A 17,777-nucleotide genomic window follows, 5' to 3' on the forward strand; every position below is an offset into this window, starting at 1 on the left:
GTCCATTCGATGAAGCTTTTGGATATGAGCTATGGCCGCAGCAGCTATCAGGTGACACTGCATTCTTCTCCTCTGTTCGAAGCAGCCTTGGGGATCGCGGCTGCTACTTATGATGAAATCCATCCTACTCTGGAAAAGCCGAGGGAGCATTGGCTGGCGATGATCGCCGCTCTCCCGCCTGACGTTCAAACAGAACTGTACGACGCGCAGCGGCATCATACTTGGAAAACGCTTTTGCAACTGCTGCATGCTCGCCCTTTTCCCGATCTCGCTGCATTCCTTTCCTATCTGGAAGGATTGCCCGGACAGCAGCTTCGTCTGGAAGCATTGCCCTACCTCGGGAGAGAACGCGAGGATGCGCGCTATCTTGCGTCAACAGGAAACCGCCTAGCAGTGGCAGAACTCCTGCAGGCTTGTGCGGGCCACAAGTTTTTCCCCGCGTACATCTCCCATGTCTCCGAGGTGGATGCAAATGAATTGCGACGCCATTTGATAACGCTTTTCCGTGGCTGGTACAGCATCCACGTACGCCCGCAAGAAACGGAGCTGGACAGTCTCTTGCAGCGCGACTGCGAACAGAAGCGCGCCATGCAGCAAAAGCTCTCTCCGGAAGCGCTCGTCGAATGGGCGACCGGCGGAAACTACCAGCCTGAGCCTTCCGTCGCTCGCGTCCTGCTGGTTCCCCATACGCTGTACCGTCCGTGGACGATCCAGGCTGACGCTCCCGACACCAAGGTGTTTTATTACCCGGTCGCAGACGAAAACATGGCAGAGCAGGTCGATCCGTACCAGCCGCCGCATCTGCTCGTTCAGGCCTGCAAGGCATTGGGCGATGAACATCGCCTGCGCATCGTCAAGCATCTGGCAGAGCGCGCTCACAGCCTGCAGGAGCTGGCGGTACGGATGGACATGGCGAAGTCGACGCTCCACCACCATCTCTCCATGCTCCGCTCGGCCCGCCTGATCGAAATGGCCGCCTCCAAATACCAGCTTCGGCGGACTCATGTCGACCAGCTCTCGCTTTTCCTGTCGGAGTATCTGGACAAGGACTGCAGCCAATGAGGTCCCGGAAGCTCGGCGCGAACCCTTCATTTTGGCTGATTGTCTCGGGACAAGCCGTCTCCGAAATGGGGGCGAGCCTGGGAACGCTGGCAAACAGCTGGCTTCTGCTGGAGGCGACCGGTTCTCCCGCAGCAGTGGGCAGCATGTGGCTTTTGTACTTTCTCCCCTCGCTCGCCGTACAGTTGTTTATCGGACCGTATCTGGACCGCTGGGACCCGAAGCGAGTCATGATAGTTTCCCAATTGGCGAGAAGCGCAGCGTTTGCGTGCAGCTTTGCGGCTGCGCTGACGGGCTTGGGCGGAGTCTGGCCTGTCTACCTCACGTCTTTGGTAAACGGCCTGGTTCAACCGTTGTACGTCCCTGCCAGCCTGTCGCTCCTGCCCTCTGTCGTAAAGCCGGAGGCGTTGACCCGGGCCAATGCCACGCTTGACGGCACCTTGCGTCTGGCGATGGTCGGCGGCCCGTCGCTCGGCGGGCTTTTGATCGGCATTTTCGGCGGTACGGCAGCACTCGCTCTGACTGCGGCCGCCTTTGCCGCAAGCGGCACTCTTTTGGCTTTTTGCCAGAGCAGGTCTGTCAGTGAACGGGCGAAGCGGGAGGCCTGGATCTCGATGTTTGCCGAGGGTCTTCGTTTTTTTGGCAAAGAGCCGCTGCTTTTGCGTCTCGGAGTGCTGCTGTCATTTGTCCAGTTCGCCGTGGGGGTCCAGATGGTGCTGACCTTGCCTTATGTGGTGGACGAGCTGCATGGAACAGCTTCCCACGCCGGTCTGTTATTGGCTGGCTTCCCGCTGGGCTACGCCTTTGGTTCGATGCTGGTTCCAACCTTGTCCAAACGGTGGCCGCGTTCTGTCATCATGATGCTCTCCCTGCTCCTGGGCGGCACAAGCTTTGTCGCGCTGGCACTGGTCCACTCGATCTGGCTCGCCGTATGCATCGAAATCATCGCCGGCATCACAGCTCCCTTTTTCCATGTGCACAACACCAGCCTGTACCAGACAAGGGTTCCCCGGCAACTGCTGGGACGTGTGCTCTCTGTCCGCCTGCTGATTATTCGCGTCACGATGCCGCTCGGCGTCTGGCTGGGCGGACTGCTGGGGGAACAGGCGGGGATTCGCTTCGTCTATGCAGGTATGGGACTTTTGATCGTGATCGCCACTGTGCTGCTGCCTCTCCGGGCCCGCCTGCTCGAAGCCGGACAATGCGAGAGAACAGTCAACACCCCTTGATCAATCTATAAAATTTTATGAAAATTTGGCGATATCAGGATACTTGATTGTATAATGGATGACGAGTTGTTTTTTTGCAAAAACATCGGATAAAAAAGGGGTTTTTCTGAGAATGACACATCCAAAGCTGGAATCTTTGCTGGATACAATAAACAGAGTGATCGTAGGCAAGGAGGATCAGGTTCGGCTCCTTTTGACGGCTATGCTCGCACGCGGCCATGTCCTGCTGGAGGACCTGCCCGGGATGGGCAAGACTGTTCTGGCCAAAACGTTGGCCCAAGCGATTGGCGGCACCTACAACCGCGTGCAGTTTACCGCAGACCTTTTGCCTTCGGACGTCGTCGGTCTGCATGTGTTCAACCCCCGCACCAATGAATTTGAGCTGCGCCGCGGACCCGTTTTTGCCGATGTGCTTTTGGCGGACGAAATCAACCGGGCGACGCCCCGTACACAATCCGGTCTGTTGGAATGCATGGAAGAGCGTCAAGTGACTATCGAGGGCGTGACCCTGCCGCTGCCGTCCTCGCTGCTGGTGATCGCGACCCAAAACCCGATTGAATCCGAGGGTACATATCCGCTTCCGGAGGCGCAGCTGGACCGCTTTTTGTTCCGTCTGGCGCTCGGATACGGAAGCAGAGAGGATGCGCGTGAAATTCTGCGGCGTTTTCGCGGCCAGTCTCCGCTGGAACAGGTGCATGCTGTCGTCAGCCCCGACGAGATCGCGGCCTTGCAGCGGGAGACGACGGCCATCCACGTCAGTCCCGCTGTCGAAGAATACGTCATCGACCTGACGGAAGCGACCCGGAATCACCGCTCAGTGGAAGTGGGACTCAGTCCGCGCGCCATGCTCGCGCTCCTGCGCTCCGCCCAGGCCGCTGCCCTGCTCGACGGCCGCAGCTATGTCCTTCCAGATGACGTCAAACAAGTATTTCCTCCCCTGGCGGTCCATCGCATCCGTCTGTCGATGGAAGCGGAGCTGCACGTCACCGAACAGGAAATCATCCAGGAAATCCTCCGGGAAGTCCACGCGCCGGTCGAAGAGGGCGTCTAAAGCATGAGCACGCGGCAGACGTACCACGGTTTGGGCTTTATACTTCTGATCTTTGCCCTGTTTTCAGGCAATTGGTTTCTTTGGCTGTTCGGCGGGTTCTTCTTTTTTATGTCCGGGCTCGCTAGCTGGTGGGCTAGAAACCTGACCCGGTGGGTGCAGGTGGAATGGTCTGCTGATCAAAGCCGGGTCATGCCCGGCACGCCGATCACCGTCCGGCTGCGGCTTCACAACCGTTCCTGGCTGCCGCTTCCGGGGACGCTGGTCCAATTTTCCCTGCCCGACCATGTTGTCCCAGAGCAGGCAGACGAGGTGGTGGAGCGAAATGCGCGAACCTGGATACGCTTTCGCTTTCATCTGCCGATGCGAAAAACCGCGGAGCGGACATTCGTGATCACTCCGCACAAACGAGGCGTGCTCTGGCTTGGCGAAGCCCAGTTTGAAACCATTCCGCTGTTTGGCGAAGAAGCGGAGGCTCTTGTGCTCCCCTTCTCCTTTTCGGTGCTCGTGTATCCGCTGCCGCTGCCCATTCCCCCATTGGATACGGGAACAAGCGAGCCGGAGGGCAGCCGTGTCACGCGAAGCCACCCGATAGAGGACGTTACCTTTTTGCGGGGCGTCAGAGCGTATTCCCCCGGCGATCGCCTGAAGCATATTCACTGGAAGGCGAGCGCCAAAACCGGACTCTTGCAAACAAGGCTGTTCGAGCCGACGGCAAATCCGAAGTGGATCGTGATCGGTCACATCCTGCCCTCCTACGAGCCGGTTCTGCAGAAACACAACGATGCCGTCAACGAACGGACTATCTCCGGCCTGGCAGCGCTGTCCGTCCTTTGCCGCCGACAATCGCTGTCCTACGAGCTGTTGCTGACGGTCCGGCAGCGCGGCCGGGAGCATTACCACCAGACTGCCGGAAGCGGCAAGGCGCATCACATCCAGATCATGACCCATCTGGCCAAGCTCCACCAGTACGCGCCGACATCCCTCGCCGCTGTCCTGCACCGGCTTGAGCAGCAAAGCGCCGCAGAAGCGCGAATCGTCATCGTGACCCCCCGGCTGGATGAACCGGCATTGGAAATGATCGAGCGGCTGACTCGGCGCGGCCATCACATCACGGTGCTGGACGTGTCGCAGGACCAGCCTGTCATTCGCCGTTACGGACTTGCTGCTGCCAATCAAAGGAGGGTGAGCTGCCGATGAGCCGATCCTTTCTGATCCGCCAGTCTTTTCTCTTCTGGCAGGAATCCGTCCTGGCCGCTGTGCTGTTGATGCTGATCGGCTGGCTTCCCTCCCTGCCGGGTAGCGTAGCCGGCTTTGCCTGCGGCGCCACTGCTCTTCTCGCTCTGGGCCTCTGGCTGTACGAGGGCGGCGGACGTCATATCATGCTTCACTTTTTGCTCTATCCGCTGGTGATTGCGGCTGGTGTTCTCGTGTACTATTTGTTTGGCTCCCTGCTGCTTGCCGCTCTTGCTGCAGCGCTATTTTTCTGGCGGGTCCATGCCCTCTCGACGCTCACATATACCCGGGCCACACTGCAGCGGCTGTTCGTGATCGCGCTCTGCATCTCGCTCTTCCATTTGGCGATTCTCGCCTTGTTCGGGTCGATGATGAAAGACGCGGTCTACGACGCAAAGCAGCTGTCCCCCGTTTTGGTGCTGATACTCGGCGGCTATTTGCTCTCCAGTATAGGTGAGTATTTGACGCGGCAGGACACGAAGGGAGCTTTTCCGCCGTCAGCGTATGCTGCATCTCTGGGCGGGCAATTGCTCGGATCGCGCCTGCTGCTGGCCCTTGGCTATACGGCGGTGACAGGTCTTTTGCTGCTTGTCTTGAGCTTCCTTTGGGGGGTTGCCAAAAAGCCGCTCGGCGACGCGCTCTACTGGTTGTTCGGGCCTGCTTTGCGAGCGGCCGGAAATTTGATAGAACAGCTGGCAGGCGCTCTGGGGAACAACCAAAGAGTGAATGACCTGATGAACGAGTCTACGGAAGCAACGGATGAACTCCCGCTGGACGAGATGGAGTTTGCCGGAGAGCCATTATTTTCGCTTTGGGAGCCGTATCTCATCGGGGGTATTGTTGTCGTTGTGGCGGCCTCGGTGGGCTGGGCGATTTGGAAGCGGAGACGGCGGACTGCAAGTCTGAGCGCTGCTGACATCCCCGTCCAGGCTGAAACCGCCTTGCAGGAACTGACCGATGAAGGAGCCAATGAAGGACGGCCGATCTGGAATTTGGACGAGCTGCGGAAAAAGACGGCAGGCCCCGAGGAAGACCCGGTTCGCTACAGCTACTACCGCTTTTTGCTGCACATGGCAGATGCCGGCTTGCGAATCGAGCCCTTCGAGACAAGCCAGGAGTATTTGCGACGCCTGCGCCGAGAGTGGCCTCATCCGGACGCGCTCGAATTGGCTGGACGCATCACGCGGTACTATGAGCAGTACCGGTATTTGGAAAAGCCGCTGTCTTCGGAGGAGCTGGCCGACCTGCGGGATTGTGTGGAAACGATACAAAAGACTATGGAATAGGAAAGAGGGTGCCCGACTGGGACACCCTCTCTTTCATGCGTCTTCGCACCGTAGTATACCGGACTAATCGCCAAATGAAGCAAGGAATACGCCTCTCTTCCTCACGCGGGGTTTTCCTTTTCCCCGCCAAACCGGAAGTGACATCTAGGCGGCTTCTTCTGCCTCTCCATCCGATTTTTCCTTCGCTTTGTTCAAAATGACAATTCCCACGATAACAAGGACGAGCGCAACAACCTTGATCAGGCTCAGGCTTTCCTGAAAAGCGAACACCCCGATCAAAGCAGTCAAAGCCGTTCCTACTCCTGACCAGGTTGCATAGGCCGTGGAGAGCGGAATCGTCTTGAGGGCAAAGCTCAGACACGTAAACGAGGCCAAAAAACCGATGGCCACACCGATGGAGGGCCAGAGAACCGTAAAGCCTTCCGATATTTTCAGCATCGTAGAGCCGAACGTCTCCAGCGCTATCGCCAAGCTTAAATAGATCACACCTGTCACAACCGATAACCTCCCACTTATTTCGCAAGATTCAGCAGGACAATGCCAATGATCAGGATGGCAATGCCTGCGATCGCTTGCTTGTTTACTTTTTCTCTAAACAGGTACACGCCCACAAGCACGGTCAGAATCGTCCCGACGCCGCTCCAGGTCGCATACGAAAGCCCCAGCGGAAGTGCTTTCAGCGCCAGGGACAATGCATAGAAGGCCGCTCCGTAACCGATCACCACGCCGACACTCGGCAAAAAGCGCGAAAAACCGTTGGACAGCTTTAACATGGTAGAAGCGAATACCTCCAGGACAATCGCTGCCCCCAGAAATACATAGGCCATGATTCTTTTCCCCTCTCATTTGTGTACGTGCAATTCCAGGCCAGCTCCGCTCAATCCGATTCTCCCTTGGTGAGCTGGATTAATCTCGCGATGACTTTCGCTTTCATCTCGTCATTTACAGGATTGAACTGGAACATGTCGTTATACCACAGTCCATCCGCGACGAGGTAGATGATATTGGCTAACACAGGGTCGATCTGGTCTTCTCCGGTCTTGGCGTAGAACTGCAAAAAACAGTCCTCCAAAGGACGGAGCAGCTCTCGGTTCTCCATCACTCCACTGAACAATGCCGAATACAGCTCATTATTTTTTGACTTGTCGTCGCCCGTCAGCTTCAAGTACGTCCGAGTCCATCTTCCGCGAGGGTCATCGTCTTCATCGTAAATGGCTTGGAATTGCTTTTCGACTTGTTCCTTGGCATAGATGACGATGGCTTCGATCAAGGCTTCTTTGGTTGAGAAGTGATACAAAAGGCCTCCCTTGCTTACCTGGGCCTCCTTGGCAACGGCATCCAAAGTGAGCTGGGCTGCTCCTTCGGAAAGAATGACGCGAGTCGCGGCCTCGATTATGTCAACGCGTTTAGATGAACGCATATGTCATGCCCCCCTGTTTTGTCCACATCATTAGTGTACCGTCTGGACGGTTTAGTTTTCAACGTTTTTTTATCTATTCCACCTATCACCCTATCAAGACTGACTGGCTCAAGTGTTGTTCGAGGTCGAGGACTCGCTCACGTGTTGCTTATGTCCCGGACTTGTTCCCGTGTTGCTCAGGGCCTGGGCTCGCTCAAGTGTTGTTCATGCCCTGGGCTCGTTCGCATGCTGCTCATCTCCCGCCGCAGCTTCGCAAGGCTTCCGTTGACAGCCCCCCTTCCCGTGAATAATGTCTGTCTTCGCTTTTGCCATTTTTAAAAATGAATGAACCAAATGGTTAATGGAAGAGGAGAGGAAATCATGCAGGGCTTGCAGCAGTGGCTTGGCAAGCGGGTGACAATCTCTTACCTTCCCGCAAAAGCGCTTTTTCTCAGCCTGCACGTCCTCGCCAATCCCGACCACCACACCTCCCGTATCGGCCGGGTGCGCGAAAGCAGCCGTGGTTTCAAGCTGCGATGAAAAGGCCGCAAATGAGCCGTATAGCCTTGCCTTTGCCTTTACTTTGCCCTCCGTTTTTTTCAGACAAAACAGCCACCAGAGTCGGTGGCTGTTTGCTTTGTTTTCTTTCATTTGCTCGGGCTTTTTTCTGGCATAGCAGCTACCGGAATTCCTTCCGAAACAAAACGCGATCCTGTCCCTTGCCGTCATGGCTCACAAATACGGGCACGCCATCCACCTCGCCGTTCCCTTTTTCTATCTAAAATCCCATGCGCTCCTGATGGAATGCGGCGATCCTCGCGGGGTGTGGGGAAGAAGCTTTCTCCCGATCCGCCCCGAGCTCTTGCAGGCAATCCGCAAGAAGCAGCTCTCGGTCTTTACCTGTCACTTGCCCATGGACACCAGCCGGCCCATCAGTACTGGCGGTGCGATCATGGAAGCGTTGGAAGCCCAAACTATGCAGCCTTTCTGGCGGGAAGGAAACGGGCATGTCGGCATGATTTGCCGGGTAAAAGAGACGGATACCCCGTGTTTAATCGATCGTTTAACATCGATTTTCGCCATCTCCTGCGTTGACTTTGAGGGAAACAGCGAGAGAAGATTCAGTGCATTGCCATCGTTCCCGGCTGCGGGGATGTGGTCGACCGAATGCGTGAAGCGGAAGCGCTGGGCGCCGATGAGAAATCTGATGTGAAGCTTATTTCTCAGACACGGTGGTGGCTGTAGAGACTGGGCGGTTTTCCACGGGAATGGACGGCGGATCGAATCGTATAATGCAGCCCATTTACGTAAGATACTTGTTTGGCGATGATCACGGTATGGCTCCTTCCTGACACAGGTTGCCACATATTACCACTGCGGACGAGAACAAAAAAAGATAGCTCATTTCTTAGCCAAGAAGCAGAGCTATCCTGCCTATGTTTTTGTATGTAAGGAAGCTTTCTTTCGATTGTGCGAATCACCCGCCTTGCCGTGTGCGTCCGACCGGCAGCCTCTCCTTGGGCGTGGCCGTTTTTTCCAGCGGAAACCGCTTTTTCTCGGTCCGCTCGATCTGGGTGATCTGCGATTCGTGCACGATGATGTTCAGCGTCCCGTACTCCAGCCCCTCAAGAGCTTGCAAAATCATCTCCAGACGGGTGTCAACGGATTTTCCATGTCCTTTGTTCGACATACGTTCCACTCCTGTTTATGCCCGATTTGATTTGCTTTCTCGATTGCATGGTCGCGGGTTATCCGGACCTGGCGCGATTAAAGAAATGAATAATCTGCATTATTCATATCATATAAGTCGGATTTAAAGGCCAAAAAAGTACTACAACACCTTTTCCATCATCGTACACGAGCGTCTGCAAAAGACAATCGGAAGCTTTTTGGCTTTCGCCTGGCTCTTTACGTGACAAGACAGATTGTGATTGACGAAATCCGTAAACACTACGATCATTTTCGTATCAGCGGGGATGTTCACTTTGTACTGGGAATGTTTGCGTCCCGTGACGTGATAAATTTGCCGGTAACCGCGTCCGTGGAGCACATCGGTGATATTGCCCAAGCGGTCTCCGCCAATGACCAAAACTGCTGACATCGCTTCTCCCTCCAGACCTTTTCCTTTTTTCAATACCGTACAATCCGTTCGTGATTTCTGTTCGCTTGCTGTTCTCGTGTATTCCTGATCGTCAAAAGACAAGCAGAGCCCCTTGGTTGCGGGGAAACCTCCAGTTGTCCAGTCGGTTTCGCAGTGTTCGCGCGTAATCCCAAGTATTTTTATAGGTTTTTACATCATTATAAAAAGTTCGTTGTTGCCTGTCAACGGCTGTTTGTGGTGTGAACTGTTTCCGCTGGTAATTAATTGCAATTCATCGTTGTTTCGTGCTTTTAAAAATGGTGGGTGTTCGCGCGATAGTGGAGGAGATGAAACAGGGAGAAAACACTTCAGGTTCGGTGGGACACTTGCTGGGGGGCTGTACTGGCCGGCCCCATTTCAAAAGCGGAAGCCGCGTCCAAAAGCAGTATTTTCAAAGATGCGATTCAGAGTTGGACGCTAAGGGCAGCTTCCGCTTTTGGAATGGAGCCTGGGCGGTGTCCCAAAGACCTTCGCTGTTTTCTCCCTGTTTCATCTCTACAGCTTTTCGTTTTTACCGGTATTTTTAGAAGGAGAATCAAGGAAGACGCAAAAAAGAAAGACCTTCTTATTGGGAAGGCCTTTCCTTGCTTCTTGTTTCTTTAGACTTTTATTCATCTGCTTGTGGAAACAAAGCTTCGTTCCGATATCGCAACGGGTCGGTCACGCCAATCGTTTTTGCTTTGTTTATCTAACTGAGACAAAACAGCATTCCTTAAAAAGCCCGTCCGTATTGCTTTGGAGGCACGAGTTCGCCGTTTAGCTGCTTGATCGCGTGCAGCGCCCAGTACGGGTCGCGGAGCATAGCGCGGCCGACGGCGACCAGATCGGCGTCACCGTTGCCCAGCGTCGCTGCGGCAAGATGGGGGTCGTCGAGGATGCCTACGGCGATGACCGGGACGTCAAGCGCTTCCTTGATCGCACGGGCCATCGGGACCTGGTAGCCGGGATGGATGCCGGGGCGGCCACCCGAACCGATCGGGCCTTCTCCGCCGCTGGTGATGTGGAAGATGTCCACGCCCGCCTCCCGGTAACGCCGGCAAAGCTCGGTGCTGTATTCCAATCCGTAGCCGCCGTCGATATACTCGACTGCCGATATCCGCATGATCAGCGGCATTTCCGGCGGCAGCACGCTTTTGACAGCCTGTATGACTTCGATGCCGAACAGCGCGGGGTCCTGGCCGTACTCGTCGCTCCGCTTGTTGGTAGCCGGGGAGTGGAACTGGTGGATCAAATAGCCGTGCGCCCCGTGCAGCTCGATGGTGTCTACGCCAGCTTCGACAGCCCGCCGCGCTGCATCGCGGAACAGCCCGACCATTTCCTTCACCTCGTCCGTGGTGAGGGCACGCGGCGTCTTGAACTGATCGCTAAATGCGATAGGCGACGGTGCGACAGGCACTTCCGCATCCTGCGCCTTGCGTCCAGCATGAGCGATCTGGATGCCGATCTTCGTTCCGTATTTCTGCACTTCGGAGATGATTCTTGCGAAGGCGGGAACTTGCTCGTCAGACCACAGGCCGAGATCGTAATCGGTAATCCGCCCGTCCGGGTCCACATCGGTCATTTCCATGATGATCAGTCCGGTACCGCCGACAGCCCGGGATACGTAGTGGACGAAATGCCAATCGTTCGGCGCGCCGTCCTTGGCCTCTACGGAATACTGGCACATCGGGGGCATGACGATACGGTTTTTGAGCGACAACCCTTTGTACTGAAATGGGGAATCCAGCTTGATCATAGCCATACTGTTAGCTCCAGCTCCTTCCTTTTCTTTCGGTACGTTTATCATCTCAAAAGCGCCCCCGATTGGCAAAGCTTCTTGACACTTTCGTTGCAGTTTTGACAGGAGGAGACACCCGATACAACTGGTGCGGCCTTCCGCCATTCTCTGATGGCCCGCCATTTTCCTCCAATCAAGAAAAACAAAAGCCCACAAGCCGAAGCGTTCCGACTTGCGGGCAGTCCAGTGCTCCTCATTCATACAGATCTTCTGTAATGAGAACAACCTCGCCGAGGTGGCCTGGATTGTCAGGAGAGTCGCTTTTCATCTCAAGCAGATAAAAGCCGTCCACATATGTAAAGGAAGCGGAGACGGCGTCCTTTTTTGCCGGCACGCCTGCCGAATTGACCGTCAGCCCCAACGCTCCCATCACCTTCATGATATCATCCGGATATTTGTAAGGCGCTCCCTTCTCTATCGACAGCTTAATCCGCACGGCTTTCCCGTCCATAAATATGACGCTGATCGTCCCGATTCCAACCGTATAATCATTTTGTCTGTACGGCATCTGCTTTTCTGTGGACGTCAGTATCCTTTCGCCATTCTCGGATTGAATCGGTGTCCCCAGTACTGCGGAAACCTCTTCTTCCGTCTTGCCCGCAATTAATGTAATATCAAATAGTCCCGTTGCTGCATTTTCAATTTGACCAGGTTCGCTGCCGGCTGCGGCAGCCCCCGTGCCCTGCTCTGGATTGGCACCCGGCTTAGCAGTATCCGGTACGGGTGTTTCCTTTGCTTCCTGCTGTCCCTGGACGGATGCGGTCCTTTGATCAAACACATCCTGAGGCTGCGTCTTCTCTGTGGTACAGCCCGTTAGAATTGCGATAGCCACTATTAGGTATGCAATCTGTTTCATGACAACCCCCTTCCGCCTCCCCTTCATTATACGCCATCCGAGCTGAATTCACTATTTTCTGTAAATAAATATCATAGACAAACATAAAGAAAGCTTCCATTGAAGCTCTTCGAAGAAGCAGATTCTTCGTTGCAGGAAGCGAAAAAACCCCCTTGGGCAACCTGTATGGCCGCCTTTCGGGGGTCGTCAAAAACTTTTCCTATTTCCTTTATTCCGGCATGGAACCGATATAGTTGGACTGCGGGCGGATAATCCGGTTGTTGCTCGCCTGCTCCAGGACGTGAGCGCTCCAGCCTACCACACGGCTCACGGCGAAGGTCGGCGTGAACAGGAAGTCATCCAGGCCCACGGCACGCATCACTGCTGCGGCAAAAAACTCTACGTTGGTATGCAGCTTGCGGCCCGGTTTATATTCGTCCAAAAGCTTCAAGCCGACTTGTTCCACGTGGGTCGCCAGGTCAAACCACGGATCGTCGGCAGAGAGCTGGGAAGCTACCACGCGAAGCGCTGTCGCCCGTGGATCGATTGTCTTGTAAACGCGATGGCCAAAGCCCATCAAACGCTCGCCGTTTTCCAGCTTGGCGCGGAGCCAAGGCTCTGCGTTTTCCTTCGTGCCGATGGCTTCGATCATTTCCGTTACTTCAGAAGGAGCGCCGCCATGCAGCGGTCCTTTCAATGCGCCGATTGCCGCTGTGATCGAAGAGATCAGGTCTGATTGAGTCGAGGCGACGACTCGTCCGGAGAATGTCGATGCGTTCATGCCATGCTCCTGGGTGAGGATCAGGTAGGCATCCAGGGCCCGGACATGCGCCGGACTCGGCTCCTGACCTTTCAGCATATACAGGTAGTTGGCTGTATGATTCAGGTCCTGGCGGGGATTGAGCGGTTCGCGTCCAGCCAGGCGGGCAAAGCGGTGAGCGACGATTGTCGGCATTTTCGCGGTCAGAGAAATCACCTGATCGAGGCTTGGCGGCCATGCGTGATCGGGAGCAGCCAGCGCAGAGACGCCGGTCCTCAGCACACTCATCATATCGACATCCGCAGGTATCAGATCGAGAATGCCTTTTACATGTGCAGGCAGTTCCCGGTTGGCCCTCATTTTGTCTTGCAGCTCGGCAAGCTCCTGTGCGCTCGGCAGGTGCCCGTACCAGAGCAGGTGAGCGACTTCCTCAAAGGTGTGATGAATCGCCAGATCCCGCGCCCAGTGGCCGCGGTAAACCAGGAGTCCGTTTTGGCCATCCACCAGACTTAAATCCGTTTCGGCTACGGCAATCCCGTCTAAACCGATTGCTAACGTATGTGTTGTCATGATCACCACTCCTTTTTTCTCCGTATCTTTCCCTTAAGTATATCGATTAAAAAACACAAAGGGAAATAGAAGAAATCAGGGGTTTTGATCACTTTCTGCAATCAATTGGCAGGCGTCGCCGGCTTTGTCCTTCGACGCCCATACGTCATGAAGCGCCAGACGGTTTCCATCGGACCTCGTTCGAAATATCTCATCCAGATCGTGCTTGCGACCAACTGAAAGACATAGATGCCGATAGCCAGGTACAGCCACTGAACAAGCGGCATCGGCTGGATGTGGAAGAAATGAATGATCGTCATCACGAGAAATGTCTGCCCGAGATAGTTGCTCAACGCCATTTGACCTGCGTATCCAAAAGGTCGCAGCACGCGCTGGATCCTTTCTTTCGTCAACAGAACAAACAGGCCCGCAATAAAAAACAAGGCAGTCGGCAGGGTTCCCAGATTGACCATAATTTCACGGGCAGCGTCCATCGTTTCTCCCGGATGTACATAAGTCCAAATCATGGCGCATTCTACTGGAATGCTTAGCACCAGTGCGGTCAGACAGACGCTTTTCAAAAGCTTAACGTGCGTAGCCACAGCACTGATCAGGCCTCGTTTCCCTGCATACAAGCCCAGCAGGAACATCGTGAAAATGGCGAGAATGTCGCTGCCAATAGCGCTTGCCCAGGTGTTTATTTCCACGCCCGACAGCGTTTGCCAAAGCACGATCGCCTTTGCCGCCGTGTACAGAAGCCCTGTGCCTCCCGCCCAAGCCAGGATGGTTGATGTCTTTCTCCGATAAAACGGTATCAACAAAAATCCGATGACAGCATAAACGGTCAGAATGTCCCCAAACCAAATCACCATATGCACAATACCAATCAAAAGCAGGGCCAGCAGCCTCCGGGTAAAGCGCCAATACACTTTGTCCCTCCGCTGCTCAGCACGAGACATGAAAATAAAAAATCCCAGGCCGAACAGGAATGAAAAAATACTATAGAACTTGGTCTGAATCATTACATCGTACAGCAGTCTCAAAAGCGCATTAATCCCCGTCTCTTCCGGCATCGGCATCTCTTCCGTATAAATAAGAAAAGAGGGCATATTTACGATCAAAATGCCAAACAGAGCAATCCCCCTGACGATGTCGATGGAAAAGATCCGATCTCTTTTAGCGATGGGTTCCGCCCCCATTGGTTTCAACCCCTTTGTTTAATCACACTAAACAAAAAGGAGTATACTAAAAGAAAAGAAAGCTGTTCCAGCGATATTCCTTACAGTTTGCTTACAGCTTTGTAATCTCTGTTCGTTTTTCTCTACCGGGGCACGCTAATGCACAGTCTCCATCGGTGAGTACAAGGCTTCCAAAATATCGACAAAGTGCTGTGCGGCCTCGCTCAAGCCTGTTTTCGGAACGAGCAGGTAGGAAGCCGCACTGGGAACAGTCAGCCCGGGAGTAGGCAGCTCGATAAAGCGGTTCTCAAACAGCTCCCGGCTGATCGCTGAGCGCGGCAAAAAGGAAACCCCGAGACCTTCTTCAATAAACCATTTGGTAATATCGACCTGGGAAACGGCCATGGTCCGAAGCGACAAGCCCCGCTGTCTGAGCAGCAAAAGCAGATCGTCCCAGTAGCCGGGGTGATTGTGGGTCAACAGCCGCTTCGTTTGCAGCTCCTGCTCCCAGTCAGGCAGCGGTGCCTCCATGTCTCCACCGTAATGCGGCACGGCAAATACGACCGGGTCTTCGTACAGTTTGTAGGCGGAAAGCTGCAGCTCACCCGGAATCATTCGCGTCAATCCGATATCAGCCTGTCCACTCTGAACGAATGGCCCAATCTCGACGGAATCAGCCAGCTTGATCGACAAGTCCACATCCGGATAAAGCTTGGTGTAGCGATGAATCAAATGGGACAACCGGGTTCGGGCAATGATCGGCGAGACAGCCAATTGAAGCTTCTCGCGGTAGCCCTGCCGCCACGCCATCAGATCTTCCAATCCGTGATGCCACTGCTCCAATAGTCCTCTTGCGTGCGGCAGGTAGCGCTTGCCTGCGGGCGTCAAGCGGACCCGCTTTCCGACGCGTTCAAACAGCTTCAACCCCAGTTCGGTCTCGAGAATGCGAATATGTTGGCTGACTGTTGGCTGCGCGATAAACAACGCCTCCGCGGTCTGATGGAAATTCTCTGTGGTTGCAGCCATCACAAACGTCTGCAAAACGCGAAAATCCAAAGGTCCCCCTCCTTTATCCTTGCAGGCTTGACCCTTGTATATATGATCGGGTCGTACCGGGTTCTCACCATTCTATTCTATATCGCAAAGAAAAACGTCCCCATGCTGCTGCCAATATTGCGAAGCACCTGCTACTTGCTTTAGGCTCGGCACTTCTTATTTTGCCATGCAGACAGGCGTACAGGAAGGGAAGACTCTTTTTTTGCGCAAGCCATCGCCACATTTGTCACAGGCAGTGTCCACCGACCGGAAATATCCGGGACTTTTGCCGTCTTGTCAGCCGTTCTCTTGTCTACCATTATCACGAAACACGACAGGAAATCCAGCCAACGGACAGGATACCCCCCCTTTTCTCCTGGTTCCATCTTCCTCTTTTTTAAACATATTACCAATTTTCGACATCTTTGCCCTCTTTATGTGGTACAATACGAAATCGGGGCGAGAAACGTCTTTTTTTGCCCCTACAGAGAGAAAATATTTGAGGAGGAAGAAAATGGAGACCACCACAAACGTGACCCCGCCTCGCAAAAGCTCGAAAAAGGCGCTGCTGATCGCCGGTGCAGTCGGGGTTGCGATTCTAGGCGGATTGGGTACTGCGTACGCCAAGCTGGACCTGTTCAAAAGTGCCAAAACGATTTATTTAGAGGCAGAGGCCAACAATGTCAAGCAACTGGCAGACGATGCCTCCCAGTCCTTTGGAGAATACGAAAAATATATGAAGCCTTACCTGGAGAAGCCTGTTCACTCCACGATGGAACTGAGCCAATTCAACATTGACGCAGATATTCCGGACCCGCAGGCTCAAAAGGTTTTGGACCTGTTGAAGAGCGCCAAGCTTGTCGTTGAAGCGAATGCGGATGAACAAAAGCGGCAGCAGTCCGGCAACTTTGAAATCCATCTCAAAGACAACAAGCTGATCAACATGGAGTATTTTGTCGACGATACGAAGATGGGCTTCCGTTTCCCTGACTTCTACCCCAAGTACGGCTATGTTGATTTGAAAGACCGCGATGTGATCAAGGAAAAGCTCGGCGAAGAGCTGCCGAAGCGCCTGGTTACCAACAAAGATATGTATGAAGCGATCAAATTCAGCCGCGAAGAGGTATCCAGCATTTTCGCTCCGTATGCGCTGATGTACGCTGAAAGCTTGAAAGACTCCCAGATCGCGATGAACAAAAACGCCTCTTTCTCCGAGGAAGGCTACAAGACAGACGCACGCGAAATCACTGTCACCTTCAACGCCGAGGAAGCGAAAGCGCTGTTTACGAAAATGGCCGAAAAGGCAAAAGCGGATGAAAAGCTGTTCGACCTGATCTACAACCGCTACCACAACGTATCAACACTGCTCATCGACAGCGGATACCCTGACGTACAGGAGCTTTCCAAGGATGAGTTCAAGAAGGAATACGAAAAAGCTTTCGACGATGCACTGAAGGATCTGAAAGATACAAAAAACTCCAAAGAACAGCTGAAAATGATCGTTCTCGTAGATGGAGACCATCAGATTCTTTCCCGCAAGCTGGTATTTGTCGAAGAGAACCAAAAAGAACAAAACATCTGGTCCAGCGTAGGCTTCAAAAACGGAGCAGATACGTACCAACGCTACTCCCTGTTCGTTGAGGATGGCGGCGAAAAAGGCGAAATGACCCTCAGCTACAAAGCAAACAAACAAGGCGACAAAACAACAGGAACGGTAGCTTTCCTGTTTGACGCCCAGCCGGACGTATTGCTCGACTTGACAACCAAATTCGAGACAACGAAGCAAGCCGACAAGGAAAACGGCACGTACGACTTCACGCTGAAAGCCAAGTCCGATTCTGATCCGGAGACGATCTCCCTGACCGGCCAAGTGACATCAGCCGTAACCAAAACAGAAAACGGACGCGATACTGACGGCACGTTCAAGGTGAACTTTGAACAATCCACTCCTGACATGCCAAAGAGCTTGAGCATGAACCTCAAGTTCAAGGAAGAATTCGGCAAGGCAATTACCATGCCGAGCTTGAGCGCTGACAATGCGGTCAACGTCGCGACTGTGACAGAAGAAGAAATGATGCAGATTCAGCAGGAAGTAGGCACTGCTGCCCAACAGTTTATGATGAAAAACATGGAGCTGTTCCAAGAGTTCATGCCTCCTATGCAATAAACCCGGGCTTTCGTTCGGATGATTCGACAAAAAACCTCTTTCTTTTGAAGAAAGAGGTTTTTTTGTCGATAAAAAAATG

General features: G+C 53.9%; 18 protein-coding genes. 7 read left to right on the forward strand and 11 right to left on the reverse strand.

What is annotated here, in order from left to right; genetic code table 11:
• The first annotated feature begins 9 nt into the window (after positions 1-9).
• The 5 genes from EDM54_RS08490 to EDM54_RS08510 all read left to right on the forward strand — a co-directional run bounded on the left by EDM54_RS08490 (position 10) and on the right by EDM54_RS08510 (position 5,858).
• Positions 10-1,062 carry an ArsR/SmtB family transcription factor gene (locus EDM54_RS08490; RefSeq protein WP_122958068.1) on the forward strand — a complete coding sequence of 351 codons (1,053 nt, stop codon included), beginning with the start codon at positions 10-12 and terminating at the stop codon, positions 1,060-1,062.
• Positions 1,059-2,288, forward strand: a complete 1,230-nt coding sequence (locus tag EDM54_RS08495; RefSeq protein WP_122958069.1) for an MFS transporter — start codon at positions 1,059-1,061, stop codon at positions 2,286-2,288. Before EDM54_RS08490 ends, EDM54_RS08495 begins: the two co-directional genes overlap by 4 nt.
• 112 nt (positions 2,289-2,400) lie before the next feature.
• Positions 2,401-3,339 carry an AAA family ATPase gene (locus EDM54_RS08500; protein ID WP_003389857.1) on the forward strand — a complete coding sequence of 313 codons (939 nt, stop codon included), beginning with the start codon at positions 2,401-2,403 and terminating at the stop codon, positions 3,337-3,339.
• A 3-nt stretch (positions 3,340-3,342) separates the two neighbouring features.
• The gene (locus tag EDM54_RS08505; RefSeq protein WP_003389858.1) at positions 3,343-4,536 is read left to right on the forward strand and encodes a DUF58 domain-containing protein; all 1,194 of its coding nucleotides are present in this window, start codon (positions 3,343-3,345) and stop codon (positions 4,534-4,536) included.
• Complete coding sequence (locus EDM54_RS08510) at positions 4,533-5,858, forward strand: DUF4129 domain-containing protein (RefSeq protein WP_039070403.1); 1,326 nt, start codon at positions 4,533-4,535, stop codon at positions 5,856-5,858. The genes EDM54_RS08505 and EDM54_RS08510 overlap by 4 nt, the downstream gene beginning before the upstream one ends.
• A 144-nt stretch (positions 5,859-6,002) precedes the next feature.
• Here the strand turns inward: EDM54_RS08510 and EDM54_RS08515 are convergent, their stop codons facing one another.
• The 4 genes from EDM54_RS08515 to EDM54_RS08530 form a co-directional block, all read right to left on the reverse strand.
• Entirely contained in the window at positions 6,003-6,353 is a 351-nt protein-coding gene (locus EDM54_RS08515) for a DMT family transporter (RefSeq protein ID WP_003389860.1), read from the reverse strand.
• A gap of 17 nt (positions 6,354-6,370) precedes the next feature.
• Positions 6,371-6,685 (reverse strand): DMT family transporter, encoded by a 315-nt coding sequence (locus tag EDM54_RS08520; RefSeq protein WP_003389861.1) that lies wholly within the window; start codon positions 6,683-6,685, stop codon positions 6,371-6,373.
• 50 nt (positions 6,686-6,735) lie between these two features.
• On the reverse strand, positions 6,736-7,278 hold the full coding sequence (locus tag EDM54_RS08525) for a TetR/AcrR family transcriptional regulator (protein ID WP_003389862.1): 543 nt from the start codon (positions 7,276-7,278) through the stop codon (positions 6,736-6,738).
• A 204-nt stretch (positions 7,279-7,482) separates the two neighbouring features.
• The gene (locus EDM54_RS08530) at positions 7,483-7,908 is read right to left on the reverse strand and encodes a hypothetical protein (RefSeq protein WP_141334161.1); all 426 of its coding nucleotides are present in this window, start codon (positions 7,906-7,908) and stop codon (positions 7,483-7,485) included.
• Between the two features lie 76 nt (positions 7,909-7,984).
• Here EDM54_RS08530 and EDM54_RS08535 point away from each other — a divergent pair, with 76 nt between their 5' ends.
• Positions 7,985-8,470 carry a hypothetical protein gene (locus tag EDM54_RS08535; protein ID WP_122958070.1) on the forward strand — a complete coding sequence of 162 codons (486 nt, stop codon included), beginning with the start codon at positions 7,985-7,987 and terminating at the stop codon, positions 8,468-8,470.
• 264 nt (positions 8,471-8,734) lie between these two features.
• Here the strand turns inward: EDM54_RS08535 and EDM54_RS08540 are convergent, their stop codons facing one another.
• From EDM54_RS08540 to EDM54_RS08575, 7 genes are all read right to left on the reverse strand, one after another.
• A complete protein-coding gene (locus EDM54_RS08540) occupies positions 8,735-8,947 on the reverse strand; it encodes a YezD family protein (protein WP_024983341.1) in 213 nt (70 codons plus the stop codon).
• A 141-nt stretch (positions 8,948-9,088) separates the two neighbouring features.
• Positions 9,089-9,358 carry a DUF2325 domain-containing protein gene (locus EDM54_RS08545; protein WP_024983340.1) on the reverse strand — a complete coding sequence of 90 codons (270 nt, stop codon included), beginning with the start codon at positions 9,356-9,358 and terminating at the stop codon, positions 9,089-9,091.
• A gap of 751 nt (positions 9,359-10,109) precedes the next feature.
• On the reverse strand, positions 10,110-11,132 hold the full coding sequence (locus tag EDM54_RS08555; RefSeq protein WP_003389870.1) for an NADH:flavin oxidoreductase/NADH oxidase: 1,023 nt from the start codon (positions 11,130-11,132) through the stop codon (positions 10,110-10,112).
• Positions 11,133-11,367: 235 nt separating this feature from the next.
• Entirely contained in the window at positions 11,368-12,030 is a 663-nt protein-coding gene (locus tag EDM54_RS08560) for a hypothetical protein (RefSeq protein WP_024983338.1), read from the reverse strand.
• 208 nt (positions 12,031-12,238) lie between these two features.
• Positions 12,239-13,339, reverse strand: coding sequence for a citrate synthase/methylcitrate synthase (locus EDM54_RS08565; protein ID WP_003389872.1), 1,101 nt, complete (start codon positions 13,337-13,339; stop codon positions 12,239-12,241).
• 101 nt (positions 13,340-13,440) lie between these two features.
• On the reverse strand, positions 13,441-14,517 hold the full coding sequence (locus EDM54_RS08570) for a DUF418 domain-containing protein (protein ID WP_122958071.1): 1,077 nt from the start codon (positions 14,515-14,517) through the stop codon (positions 13,441-13,443).
• A 135-nt stretch (positions 14,518-14,652) separates the two neighbouring features.
• Positions 14,653-15,552, reverse strand: a complete 900-nt coding sequence (locus EDM54_RS08575) for a LysR family transcriptional regulator (protein WP_024983336.1) — start codon at positions 15,550-15,552, stop codon at positions 14,653-14,655.
• A gap of 493 nt (positions 15,553-16,045) precedes the next feature.
• Between EDM54_RS08575 and EDM54_RS08585 the strand changes: the two genes are divergently transcribed.
• Positions 16,046-17,698 carry a DUF6583 family protein gene (locus EDM54_RS08585; protein WP_024983334.1) on the forward strand — a complete coding sequence of 551 codons (1,653 nt, stop codon included), beginning with the start codon at positions 16,046-16,048 and terminating at the stop codon, positions 17,696-17,698.
• Positions 17,699-17,777: the final 79 nt, after the last annotated feature.

Origin of the sequence: Brevibacillus borstelensis (assembly GCF_003710865.1) — a bacterium.
In the GTDB taxonomy this organism is placed as follows: domain Bacteria; phylum Bacillota; class Bacilli; order Brevibacillales; family Brevibacillaceae; genus Brevibacillus; species Brevibacillus borstelensis.

Coding starts and splice junctions, on each gene's coding strand:
- EDM54_RS08490 (WP_122958068.1), top strand. CDS start 10: ATGAAGCTTTTGGATATGAGCTATGGCCGCAGCAGCTATCAGGTGACA.
- EDM54_RS08495 (WP_122958069.1), top strand. CDS start 1,059: ATGAGGTCCCGGAAGCTCGGCGCGAACCCTTCATTTTGGCTGATTGTC.
- EDM54_RS08500 (WP_003389857.1), top strand. CDS start 2,401: ATGACACATCCAAAGCTGGAATCTTTGCTGGATACAATAAACAGAGTG.
- EDM54_RS08505 (WP_003389858.1), top strand. CDS start 3,343: ATGAGCACGCGGCAGACGTACCACGGTTTGGGCTTTATACTTCTGATC.
- EDM54_RS08510 (WP_039070403.1), top strand. CDS start 4,533: ATGAGCCGATCCTTTCTGATCCGCCAGTCTTTTCTCTTCTGGCAGGAA.
- EDM54_RS08520 (WP_003389861.1), bottom strand. CDS start 6,685: ATGGCCTATGTATTTCTGGGGGCAGCGATTGTCCTGGAGGTATTCGCT.
- EDM54_RS08525 (WP_003389862.1), bottom strand. CDS start 7,278: ATGCGTTCATCTAAACGCGTTGACATAATCGAGGCCGCGACTCGCGTC.
- EDM54_RS08530 (WP_141334161.1), bottom strand. CDS start 7,908: ATGAAAGAAAACAAAGCAAACAGCCACCGACTCTGGTGGCTGTTTTGT.
- EDM54_RS08535 (WP_122958070.1), top strand. CDS start 7,985: ATGGCTCACAAATACGGGCACGCCATCCACCTCGCCGTTCCCTTTTTC.
- EDM54_RS08540 (WP_024983341.1), bottom strand. CDS start 8,947: ATGTCGAACAAAGGACATGGAAAATCCGTTGACACCCGTCTGGAGATG.
- EDM54_RS08545 (WP_024983340.1), bottom strand. CDS start 9,358: ATGTCAGCAGTTTTGGTCATTGGCGGAGACCGCTTGGGCAATATCACC.
- EDM54_RS08555 (WP_003389870.1), bottom strand. CDS start 11,132: ATGATCAAGCTGGATTCCCCATTTCAGTACAAAGGGTTGTCGCTCAAA.
- EDM54_RS08560 (WP_024983338.1), bottom strand. CDS start 12,030: ATGAAACAGATTGCATACCTAATAGTGGCTATCGCAATTCTAACGGGC.
- EDM54_RS08565 (WP_003389872.1), bottom strand. CDS start 13,339: ATGACAACACATACGTTAGCAATCGGTTTAGACGGGATTGCCGTAGCC.
- EDM54_RS08570 (WP_122958071.1), bottom strand. CDS start 14,517: ATGGGGGCGGAACCCATCGCTAAAAGAGATCGGATCTTTTCCATCGAC.
- EDM54_RS08585 (WP_024983334.1), top strand. CDS start 16,046: ATGGAGACCACCACAAACGTGACCCCGCCTCGCAAAAGCTCGAAAAAG.